The sequence below is a fragment of the Brevibacillus borstelensis genome, assembly GCF_037834415.1.
GTDB lineage: Bacteria > Bacillota > Bacilli > Brevibacillales > Brevibacillaceae > Brevibacillus > Brevibacillus borstelensis_A.
In genome coordinates this window covers 330419-349742 of record NZ_JAUMSJ010000003.1, presented here as the reverse complement: position 1 = coordinate 349742, position 19324 = coordinate 330419, and the positions used below count along the sequence as shown (strand labels likewise).

The following is a 19324-nucleotide window of genomic DNA, read 5'->3' as shown; positions in this document are numbered from 1 at the left end:
TTTCTACTGTTTTCCCAGCTTCAACACATCCGAATGCGTTGCCCCATTCCTTCATCGCATCGAAAGCGGGGCGAAGGGTTTGGCCTTTTACGGTCAGCGCGTATTCCACATGCGGGGGAATTTCCGAATAAATGGTCCGGCTGATAATTCCCTCCTCCTCCTTCCCTTCATATACCGTAATGTAGGCTATTTACACAGTGACTGATCAGAAGGAGGGGCAAATCCGATGACTCACCGATACAAGCAAGCCTCGACTGAGGGCATCCCGCAGCCAATAAGAAATGGCGAAGGCTGGTGGGATTTGGGACCTCGGGACGTTTTGCGGGATCTTGAAAATCCCGACTTGCTGGTCCCGCCGACTACCGATAACGGGACGCTGCCCAATTTAAAGTTTTCTTTCTCCGACACGTATATGCAGTTGAATCAAGGCGGCTGGTCGCGCGAGGTGACGGTCAGACAGCTGCCGGTGGCAACCACGCTGGCAGGTGTGAACATGGCCTTGACGCCGGGCGGCGTACGCGAGCTGCACTGGCATCAGCAAGCGGAATGGGCAATTATGCTGGTAGGCCGGGCGCGTATCACCTCGGTCGATCAGAACGGGAGTAACTTCATAGCAGATGTCGGGGTGGGCGACTTGTGGTACTTTCCCCCCGGAATCCCGCACTCGATCCAGGGGCTGGAGGAGGGCTGCGAGTTTCTGCTCGTCTTTGATGACGGCAGCTTCTCCGACCTCAATACGCTATCCATCTCCGATTGGTTCGCGCATACGCCGAAAGATGTGCTGTCAGCGAATTTCGGCGTACCGGAAGGCTCATTTGCCCATATCCCGGACAAACAAGTATACATTTTCCAAGGAACAATACCGGGCCCGGTTGAAAGTCAGCAGGTACCCGATCCCTACGGTACTGTGCCGAAGACCTTTACCCATCGGCTGCTTGCCCAGGAGCCGATCGTAACGCCAGGAGGAACGGTCCGCATAGCCGATTCCACAAACTTCCCCATCGCGACAAATATCGCTGCGGCGCTGGTAGAAGTCAAAGCGGGCGGAATGAGGGAGTTGCATTGGCATCCGAACGAAGACGAGTGGCAGTACTACATCTCCGGAACGGGACGCATGACGGTATTCGGGGGCAACGGAATAGCCCGCACGTTTGATTGCCGGGCCGGTGATGTCGGGTATGTGCCGCGTGCGTTCGGGCACTATATCCAGAACACCGGAAGCCAAAGCCTTTGGTTTTTGGAGATGTTCAGAAGCAATCGCTTTGAAGACGTCTCTTTGAATCAGTGGATGGCGCTGACTCCTCATCAACTGGCGCAGGAAAACCTGCATGCAGGGCCGGAACTGATGGATGCGCTGCGGGAGGAGAAATGGCCGGTAGTGAAATATCCCGGATTTTCCTACTATCCAAAGGCAGATAACGGCCTCTGATTTGCGAATTGGTTCCGAATGCGCCTAATCCATTTTCGCATAAGCACAAAACGCTTTTTCAGCCTATATACTATGGGAAACCAGGGAAAAAGGGGCAATGACGCCTGATGAACGGTAATTACCCGAATTGTTGGGGTTCTGTCCCAAGACAGGTTTCGGCTCCAGTGTGGACAACGCCGCAGGTGGAGCTAAACCGAACGCTAAGGGCTTTGTGGGAGCAGCATATCTATTGGACAAGGTTGACAGTAAACAGTATCGTCGGCAACCTTCCCGATCAGAATGAGACGATTATAAATGACCGTATCGAGCCGCAAGCGCTCCAGATGGCCGACGTGATGACGATCGGGATTATTCGTCAGTTTCCACAGGCCTTTGTCGGTTGATTGATCCCGACGTTCCTGGACTCATTTCGAGTGACATGAAACACTTTTGGCATAATTCCGACAGGGATATGGAATCCTCTTTCTTTCTGTCCGTGCTAAGATGATAACGTGAAAGATAAAGGAAAGACAGCCGCCACTCGGACAACCGGGTGGTTTTTTCACGCGGTTTTTCACACACAGAGCGATCTGCATGAGAGGAGGTGATGACGAAAGTGACTCCAGTTGTACTCGTAGATAAGCTGATCAAACGGATTCGGCTCGCGGTCTCACACTTCCGACTGCAGACAGACATCGAGGATGCGCCATGGAGGGCTCCACAGGTCGTTGGTGGTTTTTTAAACAGCAAAAGACCCGCAACGGAAGACGGGACTCTTCGCGGCCTTGATCCTGTTCCGCTTTTTCCCTATGTCAATGTCCGCTATCTAGAGGATGACGGGAACAAGGCAATCGTAAAAATTATCGCAGGTGCATACAGTACGGACGGGCAAAGCGGCTGGCGCGATTGCATGAATGTACTGATCCGCATCAAACAGGCTCTGCAAGAACAACAGTTCTTCGGGGCCTTTTCTATTGACCCGGTGATGAAGACACAGATGCCGGAGGAGCAAGCTTCTCCGGAATGGACCGCATCACTGACGCTGTCAGTAACAATCCCCCAAACTTTGATTGAAAGGACTGATGTGACAGATGGCATCACGTAAAAGGCAAATTCCCGAAGAACTGAGTGCAAATCAGGATACCACCTTGATTTACTGCGGCCCGAATATTCCAAGACTCGGGTTGAACCATGCGAGCTGCTTTATCGGCGGAGAGCCTTCGCATCTGGAGGCGCATTTTGCGAAATGCCCCTCCCTCAAGCGCTTGTTCGTGCCGGTCGAAAACGAAATGATCACAGGAACACAATCATAAGCCCATATAGGAGGGAGCTATGATGCTTCAGCGACTATAGATATGGCTTATTTTTTTATGCTTGAAGGGAGGAGGTCAAAACTGATTTGGCTGCTCTTGGTCTTGGAATTTTACGGAAAACCGTTGGCGTAAAGCTCTGTCCAAATCGAGAGGTTTTTTTCATGGGGAGCTGCAGGCGTGGCTCCCTTTAGCTTTTACCCCGAGAGGGTGAGGAGGGGAGAAGGAGCGGGGAAGAAATCAAAGATTTACAAAAGGGGTTAACCGAGATCCTTGTCAAACTCGAAGAAAGTAGAAGCAAAGGAAGAAGAATAATGATGGAGAGCTTTCGCCAACAAAAAGGTGATCATCGGGGCTCTTAATAAAAGAAAGCAGTCATAAAAGATTAATATAGCCAATCCTTGCAATAAATGTTATAAAAACAGAAAAACCGCCAAAGGAGCACCCCGATGATCGCCAAAATCAATTTCGCCGACACCGACACCATACAAAAGCTCTTTGACCTGCAAAAAGCCGCCTACCAGGTAGAAGCCGAGCTGATCAACTTTTTTGATATTCCCCCACTAAAAGAATCGTTTCAAGATTTTCAACAATGCGGCGAGGAATTTTTCGGCTATTTTATCGATAACGAGCTGGCTGGAGCCATTTCCTATACCGTGGAAAACGGAGAATTGACGATTTGCAGAATGGTCGTCGATCCAAATCACTTCCGAAAAGGGATTGCTCAAAAGCTGTTGTCTGCGCTGGAATTACATAATGCGGATTGTTCATCCTATAAAGTAGCGACCGGAAGAGAGAATACGCCCGCAAAAAATCTGTACGTGAAGAATCATTACAAGTGGACCCGGGATATAGAGGTCGCCCCCAATTTTTACATCAGCTTTTTTGAAAAAGAAGCGAAAAGGTAGATGGTGCTTGACCAAATCAAGCGGGTAGAACCAAAACTAAACTAAACCACCTAGAGTCATATAATCGCTAGTAAAAGTATTGGGCCGCAGCAACCAGGATAAGTTCGAGCTGCATTGGGCGGATAAAAGGCTGGCCATTTGACATGCTTGTATCCATTACTAACCCCTGGCCATTGAAGCAATACCGAAAAACTCGATGCCCTAAAGCAGAAAACAATAAGGAGGGATCACCATTGTTAGCTCTCATACAAAAAGCGGAAGATGGCTATGAAGCCTGCTACAAAAAGCACCTCAAGCATTCCATCGACAAGGTATGGGCGACGTTGACGGAGAACGAAAGGCTGGCAAAGTGGTTTCCCGAGCTGCGGGCCGACGATCTGCGCGAAGGGGGAGACATGGCGTTTCACATGCCGGATGGCACCGTGGAAAAGCTTCCAATTACGGCGCTGAAGACGCATTCCGTCTTGGAATATGCGTGGTGGGGCGACAGTGTTCGCTTTGAGCTGTATCCAGAGTCAGAGTCGAACGACAGCGGGTGCTTGCTCGTTTTAAAAAGAAAGATCATCGCGTTGACCGACCATACCCCCAAGGATCTCGCCGGCTGGCATGTTTGTCTGGAGGTAATCGAGGCGCTGCTGGATGGCAGGACGATCGAGTCTAGAGAAAGTGAATGGAAAAAATGGTATGAAAGATATATACAAGCTGTTGAAAACATCAAGTCAAGCCAGGAATAAGCACGCCCCCCGTCACCTCTGCTTGAACAAAAACAGCAGAGGGCGGCACTAAGCAATATGCTACGCCCACGATCTGCCTCATCGCTTGCGATGGGGCTTTTTTTCATTTGAGAGAAGATGAAGCATGATGCCTTTTCACCATATAAGCGTTTCCAAAACGGCCTTCAACCCGCCCAAATGAAAGATGCACACGAAAGAATTTCCGGAATAGGGAAACATCGCCGGACCGCTTTCGTCATTTAAAAAAAGGGGGAAATGAAATGGTGAAAACAATATTCGCAGCGGTCGCCACCGCCGCCATGCTGTTTACGACGGCGTGTTCATCGGAAGAGCCAAAACCGCTGACAAATCCATCCGCTTACGGCGAAGTATCCAATCAGGCAAGCACGACAGAAGCGACCGTGGAAATGAATGCGGAACATCCCAGCTACTCCGTTTCAACTGACAAGATAACGGTAAAAATCAAAAACGCCGGACCGGCCACGCTGACATTCGGGACTCCCTACAAGCTCGAGAAACGGGAACAAGGCACATGGTACGAGGTGCCGTTTCGATCCGATGTTGCGTTTACAGACGTTGGCATTCTGCTAAAGCCTGGCGATACGTACGAGGACCACATCAGCATGAGTACACATGACTTTACCGCAACAAAGGGAGAGTACCGGATGATAAAAACCCTGTACGCAAACAGAAAAGAGATCACCTTGGCGGCGGCATTTCAAATCGAGTAGCTTCGAGCAAGCGCATCACGGGCGTGGCATAGCTGAAACGAATGTAGTGACATAGCCACAACGAAAACTGTGGCAATGGCGGAAACGGATGAAGTATAGTACGATGGGAGGATAATCCACAGGGAAAAGGTGATAGAATGAGTGCCGTATTTCGTGATTTGATTTCCACCGAAGAACATTTCCAAGAGCTTCGCGAGACTCTGGGCGCTCCGGGCCCACGAGCGGCAAACAAGGTGGTTCACGCTCTCGACCACCATTGTCGCGAGTTTATTTCCAAGTCGCCGTTCCTGGCGCTGTCTACCTCCAACGCAAACGGCCAGTGCGACGTTTCGCCACGCGGCGATGCACCCGGTTTTGTTCTCGTTCTGGACGACCATCATCTGTTTATTCCTGAGCGTATAGGCAACCGGAGGATGGACTCGATTCAAAATATTATTGCAAATCCGCACGTCGGCCTTCTCTTCTTCATTCCCGGACTGGGAGAGACATTGCGGATAAACGGAAAGGCTGTCGTCTGCCGCGATCCGGAATTGCTGGAAAAAACCGCTGTCAACGGCCGGGCCCCCTTGTTTGGGATCGGGGTAGAGGTGGAAGAGGTGTATGCTCACTGTGCAAAAGCTTTTATTCGCTCAGGCTTGTGGAATCCGGACTCGTGGCTGGCCAAGGAACTGCTGCCGTCTGTTCCAAAAATGCTGGCGGATCATTCGAAAATCCCCAACTCTACGGCTGAGCAAGTAGCATGCGAGCTGCAAGACAGCTATAAGAATCGGCTTTACTGATTGAAGCGTACGACGACGTACACATGTACCTGCATTCGCCATTTTCGCATGATAGAAGAGAAGTCCACGTATGCCATTGGGTCAGCCGATCGGGCGGGGGAATACCGCTGAAATTTTTTCATGGGGAGAAGGAGTCATTCGGATGGCGGACAGGTTTGCCATATGGACTTTCATCCGGACAACCTTCTTTACGCTGGAGCGGGGCCGGTCGTGATTGACTGGATGACCGCCGTCCGCGGGAATCCGTTCGCCGACGTTGCCAGAACCGTTGTCATGCTCGCATACGCTTCCCTGCCGCAAGGTCTGCCCGAGCCGGTCAAGCAAGGAATCATGGCGGTTCGGAAGCAATTTGAAACAAGCTACCTGGAAGCGTATCTGCGAAGTGCAAAAGGCAGCATGGATGACGTGGAGCAATGGTATTTGCCGATTATGGCGGCTCGTCTTTGCGAAAGCATCCCGCTCGAGGAGAAGGACGTCCTCGCAAAAGAAATTCAGCAAAGGTTAGCGGTTTTATAGCTTTTTAGCCTCATCGTGAACGGTGAGGTTTTTTCACTGTTTGCGACGAGACGTCCTATCGGATGGAAGAGGCGGCAAACGATAATTGCGAAGCCGGATACGCCCGTGGTACCCTTTTAGAAAAAAGCGGGGCTAACAGAAGCTTTTCTGCTCATGACCGTTTCAGAACATGCTTATGAGCCGGGAATGCAATACCTGAGAGAAGGTCGTGGGATCGATGGCGATTTATATCGCGCTTTTGCGAGGAATTAACGTGGGCGGCAAGAATCTGATCAAAATGGCGGAGCTCAAGCGTACATTTGAAGCGATGGGCCTTAGCCGGGTTCGGACCTACATTCAGAGCGGCAATGTGCTGTTCGAATCGGAAGAGGAAGAAGAGCCGCTGCGTGTGCGGATTGAACATGAGGTGGAAGCGGCTCATGGTTTTTTCGTGAATGTTGTCTTGCGTAACGCGGAGGAATTGAGACGAATTGCCGCGAGTTGTCCGTTTTCGGAAGAAGAGCTGTCGAGGGCGGGGGCATCGGCTGAGGGAGAGAGCCTGTATGTGGCATTCCTCCTTAGGGAGGCTTCGCAGGAAAGCGTCGAATGCCTGGCTCCCTACAAAAGCGAAGACGAGCAGTATCGCGCCTCTGGCCGGGAGATTTTCCTTCTGTTCGGGAAAAGCGTACGCAATTCCAGGCTCGCCGCAAATCTGCAGAGGCTGGATGTCCCGGTGACGGTGCGCAATTGGAAAACGCTCAACAAGCTCGTCGCGTTGGCAAGCGAGCTGGAGGGATAGACAGGCATTGGATGAGAGAGTAAATGTCGCCGTGCAAAACAATATCGCGTGGTGCGGGCCGGGTGTTCCCATGGTGGAGTACGAACAAGCCGGAGATTTGTCAGCAGCGCTGTTGGCGGGCTTTGCCTCGATAGGACCGCTCTGCATATATGGATGAAATCATCGTGAAACAGTTTGAATGCTGTCGCTCCTATTCATGCAAAGATGAACAGTCAGCCTTGTCCCAGCAGCTAGAGCAGGAAACAAACCAATAACCGCTGCATGCAAAGGCCGCAACAGGACAAAACGACAGTCGCGTGGGGAGAGGTTGACCGACAACAGGGTTAGCCTCTTTCTTTGCATGAAACTCATCATACCAGTATGAAAAGAGAATCGTTTCGCCGATATAAATAGGAGTGCTTATAGCGACCGGGCATGAGCATGCAAGCAACCGTAAAAAGCCGGATAACAACACGAATGACAGGAGTGAATAATCACGTGAAAGAAGGACTTTCGCTGACCTTAAAAAATATCGGCATTCTCCTCTTTTATGCAGCCTACACGCTTGTAAAGCTCTTTTACTTTCAAATCATGCCCTACGCTTTGCACTTTCTGATCGACATTGCCGCGCTTTCCATGACGTATATGATGGTCCAGCCGGTCTGGATCAAAACATTTCGGAGATTGCGGAAATGGGTGACATACGCAATCACGGGGATCGCCATGGCGATTTGCGGCCTGTGGACGATTGAGCATTACTGCCTGTTTGGCTCCCAGCTCGGGATTGAGCTGTACTACATACCGATTGTCCTCGCCACCTTGTTTTTATCGACAGCAGCCGGGCTCATCGTCACCGGTCTATCCAATCTCATTTTGCTGCTGGTAAAAATTTTGGCGGGCAGCTTTCAGGCCGAGTATCTGATCGAGATGTGCCTGAACATCCTGTTTACCGGCTTGCTCGTTTATTTGATCCGCAACGTGGTGAGCCTCCGGGATCAGGTCGCCAACAAGCAGCACGTGCTTCTGCAAAACTCCCGCGATCTGGTGATCGGGATCAACCGGGAGGGGATCATCGATGTATGCAATGCGAGCATGCTGCAATTTCTCGGTGCAACGAGAGCAGATATTAGCCAGCAGTACTTTTGGGAGGTGGAAGAAAAGCTGGGCGCCCATGAAAGTCAGGCAGTCAAGGCGATCTTCTCCCTGTTGTATGCCGAAAAGGCGGAAGCGGTCAAGGAGCTGGAGATCGCCAAAGGCGGAAAGTCGTACACGTTCAGCGTCAATGCCTATCATTTCAAGGACGACGGCTTTATCAACGGAAGAACTCTCGTATTGTCCGATCTGACGGAGCGAAAAGAAATGGAGCGAGAGCTCGAGAAGCAGGCGACGGAGGACAAGCTCACCGGCCTGCACAACCGCGGGTATTTCGAGGCGAAGTTCAAGGAGGAGACGCTTCGGTCCGAAAGGTATCACCACCAGCTTTCGCTCATCCTGATCGACCTTGATCACTTCAAGCAGATTAATGACCAGTATGGACATCTCGCCGGTGATGCTGTACTGCGAGAAACCGCCCAGTTCATCCGTTCCCACGTACGCGAGACCGATAGTACCGCCCGCTACGGGGGAGAGGAGTTCGTTATTCTCTTGCCGGAGACAGGCGAGGAAGAAGCGATGGAAGTAGCACGGCGGATTCACCAGGGACTGGCCGATCTTTTCATCGAGCACGACGGGAAAGAAATTCGGGTAAGCGCCTCGCTTGGAGTGGTGACGAGCGAAAGCAGCTTTGATCTGTCCGAGCTTCTGGGGCTTGCGGACAAAGCCCTTTACCACTCGAAGAAGTGCGGGCGCAACCAAATCACAACGGCGAGCAGTCTCCGGGAAGACGAAACTCATCTGGAGATCAAAGCGTGAAATGTGGAGATAGAACAGTGAGTGCCATCCAAAAATACTTTCACATGCAAGCGAAGTAAAAAGCAGCATACGCAAAGAAAGGGGTACCCGATCATGAGAAAGCCGGTCATCGGAATTACAGGCGCTTTCGTCAAGCACAACGCGTCCATGGAGGGCGTTTACGTTCATCAGGACTATCATAAATCCGTGGCAGCGGCAGGGGGAATTCCGATCGTCCTTCCGTTTATCGACCCGGAAATGGCTCTGGAGACAGTAGCCTTGTGCGACGGCCTCATACTGAGCGGAGGGGAGGATGTGGACCCGCTCTACTACGGAGAAGAGCCTCACCTGCAGCTTGGCCCGACGATGCCTTTGCGGGACGAAGTCGAAATCGCTCTCGTGAAGCACGCTCTGGCTCGCCAGATTCCGCTGCTCGCTATTTGCAGAGGCGTGCAGATCATGAATGTGGCTCTCGGCGGGACACTGATACAAGATATTCCGAGTCAAGTCAGCCAACCGCTGCAGCATTCGCAAAGGGTGGAGCGGAGCCGGGATACGCATTGGGTCGCGATTGAAAAAGGCAGCAGGCTGGCGGAGATTTTGAAAGAAGACAAAATCAGGGTGAACAGCTTGCACCATCAGGCGCTAAAGGACGTCGCGAGCGAGCTGAGAGTCGTCGCCAAGGCGTCGGACGGCGTTATCGAAGCCGTGGAGCATACCGGTTCTGCTTTTGCGATCGGCGTGCAGTGGCACCCTGAATCGATGGCGGCGTCGAATCCGCTGATGCACAAATTGTTTGTGGAACTCATTTTGCGAAGCAGGGAAAAACTGCATTCTGTGCAAGATTGAAAGATTGACAAGCGCTTGGAGAAAGTCCCCAGGAATGACGATACACAAATACATGATTCAAAAGCAGGGAATGACCTCGCCGGCAAATGCTCGCGGGGTTTTTTGTTCCGCTCCATCTCCAACTGCATGTCATAGCGTTTGCTTTTTCTTTCCCTTTGCACGACCTTCCTTCTGCCTGCTGTTCATCCCCCTGTTCAGAGCGCGGCCTGCCTGTCCGCCGCCAACAGCATGCTGCTGCTTTGTATTGGAGCTTTGGATGGCCGAATTCGTTCCGCCGGTACTGTCTTTTCCACCGCCGCTGGCGACCTGAGTAGCTGCTGCAGCCGTGCTTTTTTTGTTGCGGCGTTTGACGACCTGATTGTTGATCACGATGACAAGCTCCTCGTTGTCCCGTTTCTTTCTACTCTTTTTGCTCGGCTCAGACTGTTTTCCCCTCATCCCAAGATTTCTCGCTCTTCCGCCCGCTCCGACACTTTGCTGTTGCTGAGTATTGGAAGAATCGATCGCCGCGTTGTTTCCTGCGGCGCTGCTTCGTCCTGCACCGCTTGCAATTTGCGTGGTATTGGGAGAATTGGTGAACTGGTTGTTGATGACGACGACGACTTTGCGGTTCCGAGGGATGGGAGACTTGACGACCGTTCGCTTTTTCCCTTTTTCCAGAATCACGGTAAGTACCTCTCCGGTTCCTTTCACTGTCGGTATCAGTCCTTTGCGTTGGAGTTTGTATAAAAAATGCGAGGCAGCAAAAAAACGTGTGGGACAAATAGGAGGGAGGCCGAAAAATATGCCAGAGTCCGGTTGATAGGAAACCAGGCGGAAAAAGAAGCAGAACTACTGCAAGGTACAAACAGCAGGTGATAAAAGACTGCATTTACAACGTAACAATGTTATGTTACATTGTTTTCGGGAGGTGTTCCCTTTGGAACAAGGACTAATCTCCAAGAAAGAGTTATTGGAACTGACAGGCATTTCATACGGACAGCTCTACAGATGGAAGCGAAAGCAGCTGATCCCGGAGGAGTGGTTTATCCGCAAGTCCACGTTTACGGGGCAAGAGACGTTTTTTCCCAAAGACAAGATCTTGATTCGCATCGACAAGATCCTGAACATGAAAGAGGATTTGTCCCTGGATGAGCTGGCGGATATGTTCTCGCCCAATGCCGCAGAGCTTTCACTGACAAAAGAAGATTTGATCAAACGAAACATTGTTACAAATGTCTCGCTGGATTTTTACCTGGAGCAAACGGGGGACAGCGGCCTGTTTCCGTTTGAGCGGATTCTGCACCTGTTTGTGCTGGATAAAATGCTGAAAACCGGCGAGATGAGCCTTGATGAAGGGAAGATGCTTCTCCAGGTTTTTCAGGATCACTACGCCAGCCTGGAAGGGAAAAGCTTCGACCTGATGTTTGTCCGAAAGCTGGGGATCTCGACTTTTTTGCTGATCGAAAGCGACAGTCAGGTATACCTTGAAAGAAACGCAAAAATCGTACAACGACTCAACCTGAATGGCTGCATAGAAGAAATAAAACTTTTGATAGGGTAACGGAGGGCGACAAGGATGGAAAACCAACAGCGGAGCAACATCAATATCAACGGGTCAGGCACGGCGTCTGGAGGCTCTTTTGGCGAGGTGAAAATCAACGGATCGGGTACGATTACAAGCGATCTGGACTGCAACGCGTTTTCTTGCAACGGGACTTCCGACGTCCGCGGAAATACAAAGGCTGAGCGGATCAAAGTGAACGGCACGGCCTCCTTTCTCGGCAATGTGCACGCCGACAATGTAAAGGTATACGGCACCTGCGATATTGAGGGCAATTTGACGTGCAGGGAAGTGCTGGTGAGCGGCTCTTTCGGCATCAGCGGGACGGTGTCCGGAGAAAGCATTGAGATACAGGGCTCGGTTTCCATCGGGCATGACTGTGAAGCGGAGTATTTTCGGGGACGGGGCGGCTTTTCCGTCGAAGGGCTGCTGAATGCGGGAACCATCGACATCGAGCTGTACGGAAAGGCACGCGCCAGGGAAATCGGCGGCGAGAAAATAACGGTCAAGCAAGGGCGAATGTTCGGTATAAGCAAACTGATCAGCTCGTTCTTTTCGGGGGCTCATGAGCTGCACGCGGGTACCATCGAAGGAGACGAAATAAAGCTGGAGTTCACGCGCGCCAAGGTCGTCAGAGGCAAAAATGTCGTGATTGGAGAAGGCTGCGAGATCGAAGAGGTGGAGTACACGAACGACTTCAAGATATTGCAGGACGCGAAGGTGCGAAGCTATAGAAAAATTTGAGCGGAGTTATGAACGATCGATAGCGGATCATTTCCCATCATTTGGATCAAAAAAATATAGGCAACTTAGCCGATAATAGAAGTAAGGAATGACAATTCCTCGTCAAATTGTTCTGGGGATGAAAGACAGCCAAACTGTGCAGCGGCTGTCTTATTTTTTTGGAAAAAGCCCGATCATTAAGACCGGGCCAGTTTTGCTTCCTCCCAGGCATTTTCCGCCAATCGCTTCAATACCAGCGACTGCTTCCAGCGATCCGAGATTTCTTCCACGGACGTCGGAAGGTATCCGTACAGGGAAATCGCATAGGGGACCGGACCCAGCTCGCATACAAACGGCAGTACGTCCCCCTCCCTGGCTTCATCAAGCCAGTACGCCATCCCTTCTTTCCACCATGCCAAATGGCGGGCTGTCATCGGATGCTCTCCGTCCGGTCCGATGTCGACCTGGATCTGCTGGCCGTTGGATACCCGGCCATGTATGCATGACGTCCGCTTCAGCAATTTTTGAAAGCAAGCTTCAGCATGTTGATGGGGAAGAAGCATTTCACCAGCCAGGACGTAGTGGGACAGATCGATGGTAAGCCGCAGATCAGGCAATGCCTCCACGTATTGGACTGTACGGAGCAAATCTTGGGTAATCCGCCCGCGATGCGTTTCCACAAACACGGGAATCCCTTGCTTTTCCCCTTCGCGGATAATTCCCTGCAAGCGCTGGAGCGCTTTTTCTCCCACTACAAAGGAATCCTTTACCTGTGCATTTACGTAGCTGACACCGAACTCCCTGGCTTTCTGCAGAAATTGAGCAAACTCTTCAGGCTCCTCAGGAAAGGCTTCCACCCCGAATTGCAGCTTGTAGTGATCGAGCAGGCTGCGCCAGAGGTCGGCTTCCTCGGGAGCGGGCAGCCGCCCCATGATTCCGCTGTAGCCTGCTGCCGCGATATTCGCTATCTTTTTTGCCAGCGACCATTCGCCGTTTTCATCGCCGATTCCTCGCATCGCCCACCACGATTGATGAACCTCCAGGCGGGGAGGGAGGTCGGGTGGCCCGCTCATGTGTTTGCAGGAATTCATGTACATTCCCCTTTCGATTAGAGATGGGTTTGAACCAGATTGTGATCGGAAGAAAAGACTGAATAGGAGAAAAAGACAGACTACTGAGAAAAATAGGGTTGACAGCCAACGAAAAAACCTTTACGTTTTTGTTAGACGTCCATAGAGGTATATACTCCAACATGAACATATCATAATCTTAAACACGTTTTCTTTCAAGCTGATAATGAACAAGAAGCGCATGTGCATGGCAACACGGAGGATATACCCGTAATTGACGGCAGCAACGCTCTTTACAAGACAACGAGGAGGAGAAAAGCGGATGACAAAAACGTATCTGCCGGGAACGGAAAGAGGCAAGTACATGCGGTACGACACGGCCGTGATCCTGAAGCGGTTATACCTTTGCGAAAAGGAGCTGGTCATAAGCGAGGCAGGCTGGATTCCGGGCATTCCTTACTTTGACATGAAGACTATTCTGCCCAAAATACTGTGGGAAGACGCGATGACCGCAAACGCGCTCCGGGAGAGAGTCTTTGAACTCCGCTTTCCCAGCAGAATTCTGGAAGTGGGAGAAGACCAGCAGCTGATCGACCTGATCAAACAAGCTCGCTTGGCTCCGAATGCGCTCGCCTTCCTGTCGACATTGGCCCATGTGTTCAAACCGGCTCTGCTGCAAGCGTACGTTAGCTATCTCAGCTTGGCCGACTACATCGGAGACGGTCCGACCTATCGCTTTATGAATCTGGCGGTGGAAGAAAAACGAAGACAAATCCATGAGATCAGGCAGCTGCTCGAAAGAGAGAGGGCCCGGGCGGGTCAAGCGGAGCGAGACCTTGCCGAGCGGTGGACAAACGAATGCAAGGAGCGCTTGCAGGCGATGGGCGGAATCGGCCTGGACACGCCTCAGGCAGCAGCCGACCAAGGGGAAGCCGGTTCCGGGATCAGCTCCTCGGCATCAGGCGAGGCTTCGCCGATCGCTTCGTTCGTACCGGAAGAAACGCCGGCCAGAGACAACCGCTTTACCAATGTGCGCTTTTACTGGCCTGATAATGTGGACCCGTCGTTCCCATACGGAGAAGGCTTCCAATTGCAGCTGCGCAGTGCCGTCAGCCATTTGAACGAAATCTGGGCGGTGGAAAACGCCGGACATGTGCTCTACTCGTTTGCCGAAGAGCTGGGCTGGGAATTTATCTACGACGCGGCACGCTGGGTCTATGATGAGAGCAGACACTGCCGGATGGGGTATGAGCGGCTGAAATCCTGGGGCTTCGAGGAAGCGGAGCTGCCGCTTGGCACGTACATTTACGACAGCTGCAAAGGCCAGGACCCGATCTACCGGCTCGGCATGCTGTTTTACTTTGAATCGAAGAACATCGGGAAAAAGCTGGACAGGATCAAAAACTTCGCATCGATGAACGACCGTACCAGCCAGCACGACATGGACTTCGACTGGGCCGACGAGACGATTCACACCAGCTACGGAAAAACCTGGCTCTCTGCGGCGTTGAAAAAGCGTGGGCAGGACCCGGATGATTACACCGAGATCAAAGAAGTGTGCGAAAGCATCGTCAAGCGTACGGTGGAAACGGCTACGGCTGAAGAAAAAGAGCAAATCACGGCCATTGCCAACCGGATGATCGCAAAAGTGAAGGCTGTCCAGTAGGAATAGGCAAGAGCGTCACCCAAACGACGAGGAGATGATCAAGATGGCTACATTTACAGTGGAGCAAGTCGCCGCGAAAATTCAGCATACCCTGGTAACCCCGAATGCATCAGAGGAGGATATCAAACGCGTTTGCGAAGAATGCCTGACCTACGGATTCGACGGCGCGATGATCCAGCCGGCGTGGATCCCTCTGGCCAAAAAGCTGCTTGCGGGCAGCAAGGTAAAGGTATGTACGGCGTTTGGCTACCCGATGGGCGGAGCGACCACTTTTACAAAGGTGGCGGAGGCGCGCGACGTGATTGCTGCAGGAGCAGATGAGTTCGACTTCATGCCGAACTACGGTCTGTTCAAAAGCGGGCGCTATGATGAGTTCGCGCAGGAAATCGCTGCAGTTGTCAAGGCGGCGGAGGGCAGAGTGGTCAAAATCATGCTCGAATTCGGGATGCTGAATGAGGAAGAGAAAGTGAAAGCGGCTACGCTGGCCAAGGAAGCGGGCGTCACTTACCTGAAAAACTCCAGCGGATGGGGACAGGGCGGCCATGCCACGGTGGAAGACATTCAATTGCTTCGCCGCATCGCCGGGACAGAGACGCGGGTAAAGGCATCAGGCGGGATTCGCACATTTGAGGATGCCGTGAAAATTTTGAATGCGGGTGCCGAGATGATCGGGACCAGCGGAAGTGTGAAGATCGTCACGGGCTTGGGAGAAACGAGCACGGTTTATTAAGGGGCCGCTCACTTTTTTGATCGTGCTGTCAAGGCCAACTTGCGGGAGGGAGGAGTGCTTCTTTCGAACTATAATTTCAGACTCTTTGGACCATTATTTATTTTGACAAAACAAAAATGGGTCGTATATCATGGTATGCAAACGTTACTGTACGTTTTTTGGATAACTCTGATGCCAAAAGGAGAAGAGAGATGGAGACAAAAGGGCAAAAGCATATCGTCGTCATCGGCAGCTACAACGTCGGGTTTATCTGCAGCACGCCGCGAATGCCCGTATGGGGAGAAACGATATTGGGCAGCGGATTCTCCGTTTGCGACGGAGGGAAAGGCTCCAACCAATCCGTTGCGGCAGCAAAATTGGGAGGCTCTGTTTCTTTTATCGGCTGTGTCGGGGATGATCCTTATGGGAAATCCGGCGTCGCCATGCTGCGAGCAGCAGGGGTCAATGCAGACGAGGTCTCCTTCTCCTCGGCTGCCCCGACAGGCGTGGGCTTCGTCTTCCTGAATCAGCACGGAGACAATTGCATCGTCGTCGATCCGGGAGCAAACCACCTGCTTTTGCCCGAGGAACTGGAGACGAAAGCATCGATCCAGCGCGCCGATATTCTCGTGTTCCAGTTGGAAAACAACTTGGATACGATCCGAAAAGGCATGGAGCTCGGCCAAAAATGGGGAAAAACGGTCATCCTCAATCCGGCTCCGGCGACGCCAGATTTGGACGATCTGCTTGCGCTGTCCAGCATCGTCACGCCGAATGAGTCGGAGCTGTTGATCTTGCACGGTCTCGATCCCGCTACCGAGCTGACGGACGCGGAGTGTGAGCGTTTGGCCCGGCTGCTTTTGAAAAAGGGCCCAGAGGCGGTCATCGTCACCCGCGGGGAGAAGGGCGCGATGGCGGTCACGGAAGATGAGGTCGTCTCGATTCCGGCACCGAAAGTAAACGTAGCCGATACGACCGGAGCGGGCGATTCCTTTACCGGGGCACTGGCGGTAGCTCTGTCGGAAGACAAACCGCTTACAGAAGCGGTCCGCTTTGCGTGCTGCGTCGGCGCCTATTGCGTCACCAAGGAAGACGTCATCCCGGCGCTCCCGACGAGAGAAGAGCTTCACGCTTTCATCAAGTCGCTTGAATAAATGTCACTTTTGAAAACGCTTAATATGGAATTTGCAAACGCTTTATATGGAAATGAAGGAGAAAGGAGGGAGCCAGATGCCGGCGCTACTCAGTCTGCAGCAAATCGAAAAAAGCTTTGGAAGCAACCAGATCTTGCACAAGGTAGACTTTCACCTGCAAAAAGGACAGGTTCATGCCCTTCTCGGGGCCAATGGGGCGGGAAAATCGACATTGATGAAGATCATTGCCGGAGAGTACACCAAGGATGCGGGAACCATCCGGATCGAAGGCGAGGACGTGCAGATCGCAAGCCCGGGTCACGCCAAGCGGCAGGGGATCAGCGTCATTCATCAGGAATTGAGCCTGGTGGCGGAATTTACGGTCGCGGAGAATGTGTATCTCGGCAAAGAGCCGGCGCAAGGACCGGGATCGTTTCTCCTGTCTCGCGGCGAAGCGGTTCGAAAGACGAATGAGCTGCTCGACAAATACCAGATTCAGCTCGACCCGCACAGCAAAGTCAAAGACCTTTCGATCGGGCAGCAGCAAGTAGTCGAAATCTTGAAGGCGATTTCCGAGGATTCCCGCGTCCTGGTCATGGATGAGCCCACCGCGACCTTGACCGCGGCAGAGACCAATCAGCTATTTGAAGTGATCCGCTCCTTGAAGTCGAAGGGCATCGGGATTATCTACATCTCGCATCGCCTCGATGAAATCCAGCAAATTTGCGACTGGGTCACGATTCTGAAAGACGGCAAAAAAACAGCCGAGGGGCCCATCGCGGAATTTGGCAACGAGCGGATCATCGAGTGCATGGTGGGCAGACAGATGGATCATTACTACCCGAACACCAAGCACACTCCCGGCGAAGTCGTTCTCGAACTGCAGCGGGTGCGGAAAAACGGAATCCTGCACGACGTGTCCGCCTCCTTCCGCAAGGGAGAAATCGTCGGGATCTTCGGGCTTCTGGGAGCCGGACAGTCAGAGCTGCTGCGGATTATTTTCGGCGCGGACCAGGCAAATGCGGGGCAGATGATTTGCAAAGGGCAGGCGGTCAAAATCGATTCTCCGCGTACCGCGATGAGGCACGGGATCGCGCTTGTGACCGAGAACAGGAAAGAAGAGGGGCTGGTGCTGGAGCTCGGCTCGGATCAGAACATGACGCTGACCAGCATGAAGCAGTTTTCCGGCTACGGGCTTCGCAACCTCGGGAAAATCAAAGAGATCGCCAAAGAGTACGTGGGGAAATTGAACATCAAGCTGCATGCTCTGCAGCATCCGGTCAAGCATCTGAGCGGGGGAAACCAGCAGAAAGTGATTCTCGGCAAATGGCTGCTTACCTCCCCGGACATCATTCTCCTGAGCGAACCGACACGGGGAATCGACATCGGAGCGAGGTCGGAAATCTATCACCTGCTCGACCAACTGGTACATGAGGAAAAAGCGATCGTGATCGCGTCGAGTGATGTGGATGAAATCCTGGGACTGTGTGATCGGGTCTTGATCATGTTCCGGGGTGAAATCATCGCTGAGGTAGATCAGGCCGATGCCAGCATCGAACTCCTCATGGAATATGCGTCTGGAGCCCGGCAAACAACGGGGGTGGGGGGATGAACATGATCAATAGCACAAATCCGGTTGTAAGCAAGCCGGCGGCAAACAGGCTCAGTCTGATCCAGCAGTACGGAATGTTTTTTATCCTGATTCTCGTGGCAGCGATCTTTACGATGCTGACACCCAACTTTTTGACGCCGTCCAACCTGATCAACATTCTGCGGCAAGTATCGGTGATCGGTATTGTGGCTGCCGGTCAAACGCTCGTGATCATCACGGCGGGAATCGATTTGTCCGTCGGAAGCATCGTCGGACTGTCGGGAGCGGTTTCAGCGGGAGTGACGCTGGCCACAGGAAACGCTTTTCTGGGGATCGCCGCCGGGCTTCTGACCGGACTGGTATTCGGCGTAGCAAACGGTTTGCTGATCTCCCGCCTGAAGCTGACGCCGTTTATCGTGACGCTCGCCTCGATGACGATGCTGTCCGGGTTTACTCTGATCTACACGGGCGGAAATCCGATTCTGGTGACCAACCCGGTCTACAAATTCATCGGACAAGGCTACATCGGCCCTATCCCGTTTCCTGTCGTCGTCCTTTTGCTGGTCTACGCCATCCTGTACTTCATGCTCAAGCGAACGGTTCACGGCCAGTATATTTACGCCATCGGCGGCAATGAAAAAGCGTCCTTGCTCGCGGGAGTGCGGGTAAATCTGCACAAGACGATCGTGTACGGGACGTCCGGCCTGCTCGCGGGTCTGGCCTCCATCATCCTGACGGCCCGGCTGTCGTCTGCGACACCAGTCGCGGGAACCGGCTATGAGCTTGACGCTATCGCCGCGGTCATCCTGGGCGGAACGAGCCTGTTCGGCGGCAAGGGAAGCGTGGTCGGCACGCTGATCGGGGTCCTGCTGCTCGGGATCCTGACAAGCGGAATGAACCTGATCAACGTCTCGCCGTTTTACCAAAACGTCGCCAAGGGGCTGATCGTCCTTTTGGCCGTCATTATCGACCGCATGATCAACAAAGAAAAACAATAGTCCGCGAAC

General features: G+C 52.5%; 22 protein-coding genes and 1 pseudogene. 20 read left to right on the top strand and 3 right to left on the bottom strand.

Annotated features, from left to right (window positions below; translation table 11 throughout):
- A pseudogene (locus tag Q3F21_RS05390) lies at positions 1 to 160 on the bottom strand (winged helix-turn-helix transcriptional regulator); the annotation flags it as partial.
- Positions 161 to 226: 66 nt separating this feature from the next.
- Between Q3F21_RS05390 and Q3F21_RS05385 the strand changes: the two are divergent.
- From Q3F21_RS05385 to Q3F21_RS05325, 13 genes are all read left to right on the top strand, one after another.
- Positions 227 to 1429, top strand: a complete 1203-nt coding sequence (locus tag Q3F21_RS05385; protein ID WP_340250432.1) for an oxalate decarboxylase family bicupin — start codon at positions 227 to 229, stop codon at positions 1427 to 1429.
- 164 nt (positions 1430 to 1593) lie between these two features.
- Positions 1594 to 1812 carry a hypothetical protein gene (locus Q3F21_RS05380; RefSeq protein WP_340250431.1) on the top strand — a complete coding sequence of 73 codons (219 nt, stop codon included), beginning with the start codon at positions 1594 to 1596 and terminating at the stop codon, positions 1810 to 1812.
- A 212-nt stretch (positions 1813 to 2024) separates the two neighbouring features.
- Positions 2025 to 2513 (top strand): hypothetical protein, encoded by a 489-nt coding sequence (locus Q3F21_RS05375; protein WP_340250430.1) that lies wholly within the window; start codon positions 2025 to 2027, stop codon positions 2511 to 2513.
- Positions 2500 to 2721, top strand: a complete 222-nt coding sequence (locus Q3F21_RS05370; protein ID WP_340250429.1) for a hypothetical protein — start codon at positions 2500 to 2502, stop codon at positions 2719 to 2721. Before Q3F21_RS05375 ends, Q3F21_RS05370 begins: the two co-directional genes overlap by 14 nt.
- 446 nt (positions 2722 to 3167) lie before the next feature.
- Positions 3168 to 3626 (top strand): GNAT family N-acetyltransferase, encoded by a 459-nt coding sequence (locus Q3F21_RS05365; RefSeq protein ID WP_340250428.1) that lies wholly within the window; start codon positions 3168 to 3170, stop codon positions 3624 to 3626.
- 233 nt (positions 3627 to 3859) lie between these two features.
- A complete protein-coding gene (locus Q3F21_RS05360; protein ID WP_340250427.1) occupies positions 3860 to 4360 on the top strand; it encodes an SRPBCC domain-containing protein in 501 nt (166 codons plus the stop codon).
- Positions 4361 to 4620: 260 nt separating this feature from the next.
- A complete protein-coding gene (locus tag Q3F21_RS05355; protein WP_340250426.1) occupies positions 4621 to 5091 on the top strand; it encodes an immunoglobulin-like domain-containing protein in 471 nt (156 codons plus the stop codon).
- Between the two features lie 137 nt (positions 5092 to 5228).
- On the top strand, positions 5229 to 5870 hold the full coding sequence (locus Q3F21_RS05350; RefSeq protein WP_340250425.1) for a pyridoxamine 5'-phosphate oxidase family protein: 642 nt from the start codon (positions 5229 to 5231) through the stop codon (positions 5868 to 5870).
- Positions 5871 to 6032: 162 nt separating this feature from the next.
- Positions 6033 to 6386, top strand: coding sequence for a phosphotransferase (locus Q3F21_RS05345; protein ID WP_340250424.1), 354 nt, complete (start codon positions 6033 to 6035; stop codon positions 6384 to 6386).
- A gap of 217 nt (positions 6387 to 6603) precedes the next feature.
- Positions 6604 to 7164 carry a DUF1697 domain-containing protein gene (locus tag Q3F21_RS05340; protein ID WP_340250423.1) on the top strand — a complete coding sequence of 187 codons (561 nt, stop codon included), beginning with the start codon at positions 6604 to 6606 and terminating at the stop codon, positions 7162 to 7164.
- A 7-nt stretch (positions 7165 to 7171) separates the two neighbouring features.
- Positions 7172 to 7321, top strand: a complete 150-nt coding sequence (locus Q3F21_RS05335; protein WP_340250422.1) for a hypothetical protein — start codon at positions 7172 to 7174, stop codon at positions 7319 to 7321.
- A 320-nt stretch (positions 7322 to 7641) separates the two neighbouring features.
- Positions 7642 to 9054, top strand: a complete 1413-nt coding sequence (locus Q3F21_RS05330) for a diguanylate cyclase (RefSeq protein WP_340250421.1) — start codon at positions 7642 to 7644, stop codon at positions 9052 to 9054.
- A gap of 93 nt (positions 9055 to 9147) precedes the next feature.
- Positions 9148 to 9882, top strand: a complete 735-nt coding sequence (locus tag Q3F21_RS05325) for a gamma-glutamyl-gamma-aminobutyrate hydrolase family protein (RefSeq protein ID WP_340250420.1) — start codon at positions 9148 to 9150, stop codon at positions 9880 to 9882.
- Positions 9883 to 10011: 129 nt separating this feature from the next.
- Here Q3F21_RS05325 and Q3F21_RS05320 read toward each other — a convergent pair whose 3' ends face one another.
- Positions 10012 to 10548, bottom strand: a complete 537-nt coding sequence (locus Q3F21_RS05320; RefSeq protein ID WP_340250419.1) for a hypothetical protein — start codon at positions 10546 to 10548, stop codon at positions 10012 to 10014.
- 253 nt (positions 10549 to 10801) lie between these two features.
- Here Q3F21_RS05320 and Q3F21_RS05315 point away from each other — a divergent pair, with 253 nt between their 5' ends.
- The gene (locus tag Q3F21_RS05315; protein ID WP_340250418.1) at positions 10802 to 11425 is read left to right on the top strand and encodes a YhbD family protein; all 624 of its coding nucleotides are present in this window, start codon (positions 10802 to 10804) and stop codon (positions 11423 to 11425) included.
- Positions 11426 to 11440: 15 nt separating this feature from the next.
- Positions 11441 to 12169, top strand: coding sequence for a polymer-forming cytoskeletal protein (locus tag Q3F21_RS05310; RefSeq protein ID WP_340250417.1), 729 nt, complete (start codon positions 11441 to 11443; stop codon positions 12167 to 12169).
- A gap of 176 nt (positions 12170 to 12345) precedes the next feature.
- Here the strand turns inward: Q3F21_RS05310 and Q3F21_RS05305 are convergent, their stop codons facing one another.
- Entirely contained in the window at positions 12346 to 13239 is an 894-nt protein-coding gene (locus Q3F21_RS05305; RefSeq protein ID WP_340250416.1) for a sugar phosphate isomerase/epimerase, read from the bottom strand.
- Positions 13240 to 13540: 301 nt separating this feature from the next.
- Here Q3F21_RS05305 and Q3F21_RS05300 point away from each other — a divergent pair, with 301 nt between their 5' ends.
- The 5 genes from Q3F21_RS05300 (at position 13541) to Q3F21_RS05280 (ending at position 19315) form a co-directional block, all read left to right on the top strand.
- Positions 13541 to 14884, top strand: a complete 1344-nt coding sequence (locus Q3F21_RS05300; RefSeq protein WP_340250415.1) for a DUF455 family protein — start codon at positions 13541 to 13543, stop codon at positions 14882 to 14884.
- 43 nt (positions 14885 to 14927) lie between these two features.
- On the top strand, positions 14928 to 15614 hold the full coding sequence (deoC, locus tag Q3F21_RS05295; protein ID WP_340250414.1) for a deoxyribose-phosphate aldolase: 687 nt from the start codon (positions 14928 to 14930) through the stop codon (positions 15612 to 15614).
- Positions 15615 to 15805: 191 nt separating this feature from the next.
- The gene (gene rbsK / locus Q3F21_RS05290) at positions 15806 to 16747 is read left to right on the top strand and encodes a ribokinase (protein WP_340250413.1); all 942 of its coding nucleotides are present in this window, start codon (positions 15806 to 15808) and stop codon (positions 16745 to 16747) included.
- A gap of 76 nt (positions 16748 to 16823) precedes the next feature.
- Positions 16824 to 18338, top strand: a complete 1515-nt coding sequence (locus Q3F21_RS05285) for a sugar ABC transporter ATP-binding protein (RefSeq protein ID WP_340250412.1) — start codon at positions 16824 to 16826, stop codon at positions 18336 to 18338.
- The gene (locus Q3F21_RS05280; protein WP_340250411.1) at positions 18335 to 19315 is read left to right on the top strand and encodes an ABC transporter permease; all 981 of its coding nucleotides are present in this window, start codon (positions 18335 to 18337) and stop codon (positions 19313 to 19315) included. Before Q3F21_RS05285 ends, Q3F21_RS05280 begins: the two co-directional genes overlap by 4 nt.
- Positions 19316 to 19324 lie beyond the last annotated feature (9 nt).

Excerpts from the sequence above, each read along its gene's own strand:
- Q3F21_RS05385 (WP_340250432.1), top strand. The coding sequence starts at position 227 with ATGACTCACCGATACAAGCAAGCCTCGACTGAGGGCATCCCGCAGCCA.
- Q3F21_RS05370 (WP_340250429.1), top strand. The coding sequence starts at position 2,500 with ATGGCATCACGTAAAAGGCAAATTCCCGAAGAACTGAGTGCAAATCAG.
- Q3F21_RS05365 (WP_340250428.1), top strand. The coding sequence starts at position 3,168 with ATGATCGCCAAAATCAATTTCGCCGACACCGACACCATACAAAAGCTC.
- Q3F21_RS05355 (WP_340250426.1), top strand. The coding sequence starts at position 4,621 with ATGGTGAAAACAATATTCGCAGCGGTCGCCACCGCCGCCATGCTGTTT.
- Q3F21_RS05350 (WP_340250425.1), top strand. The coding sequence starts at position 5,229 with ATGAGTGCCGTATTTCGTGATTTGATTTCCACCGAAGAACATTTCCAA.
- Q3F21_RS05345 (WP_340250424.1), top strand. The coding sequence starts at position 6,033 with ATGGACTTTCATCCGGACAACCTTCTTTACGCTGGAGCGGGGCCGGTC.
- Q3F21_RS05340 (WP_340250423.1), top strand. The coding sequence starts at position 6,604 with ATGGCGATTTATATCGCGCTTTTGCGAGGAATTAACGTGGGCGGCAAG.
- Q3F21_RS05325 (WP_340250420.1), top strand. The coding sequence starts at position 9,148 with ATGAGAAAGCCGGTCATCGGAATTACAGGCGCTTTCGTCAAGCACAAC.
- Q3F21_RS05310 (WP_340250417.1), top strand. The coding sequence starts at position 11,441 with ATGGAAAACCAACAGCGGAGCAACATCAATATCAACGGGTCAGGCACG.
- Q3F21_RS05305 (WP_340250416.1), bottom strand. The coding sequence starts at position 13,239 with ATGAATTCCTGCAAACACATGAGCGGGCCACCCGACCTCCCTCCCCGC.
- Q3F21_RS05300 (WP_340250415.1), top strand. The coding sequence starts at position 13,541 with ATGACAAAAACGTATCTGCCGGGAACGGAAAGAGGCAAGTACATGCGG.
- deoC (WP_340250414.1), top strand. The coding sequence starts at position 14,928 with ATGGCTACATTTACAGTGGAGCAAGTCGCCGCGAAAATTCAGCATACC.
- rbsK (WP_340250413.1), top strand. The coding sequence starts at position 15,806 with ATGGAGACAAAAGGGCAAAAGCATATCGTCGTCATCGGCAGCTACAAC.
- Q3F21_RS05285 (WP_340250412.1), top strand. The coding sequence starts at position 16,824 with ATGCCGGCGCTACTCAGTCTGCAGCAAATCGAAAAAAGCTTTGGAAGC.
- Q3F21_RS05280 (WP_340250411.1), top strand. The coding sequence starts at position 18,335 with ATGAACATGATCAATAGCACAAATCCGGTTGTAAGCAAGCCGGCGGCA.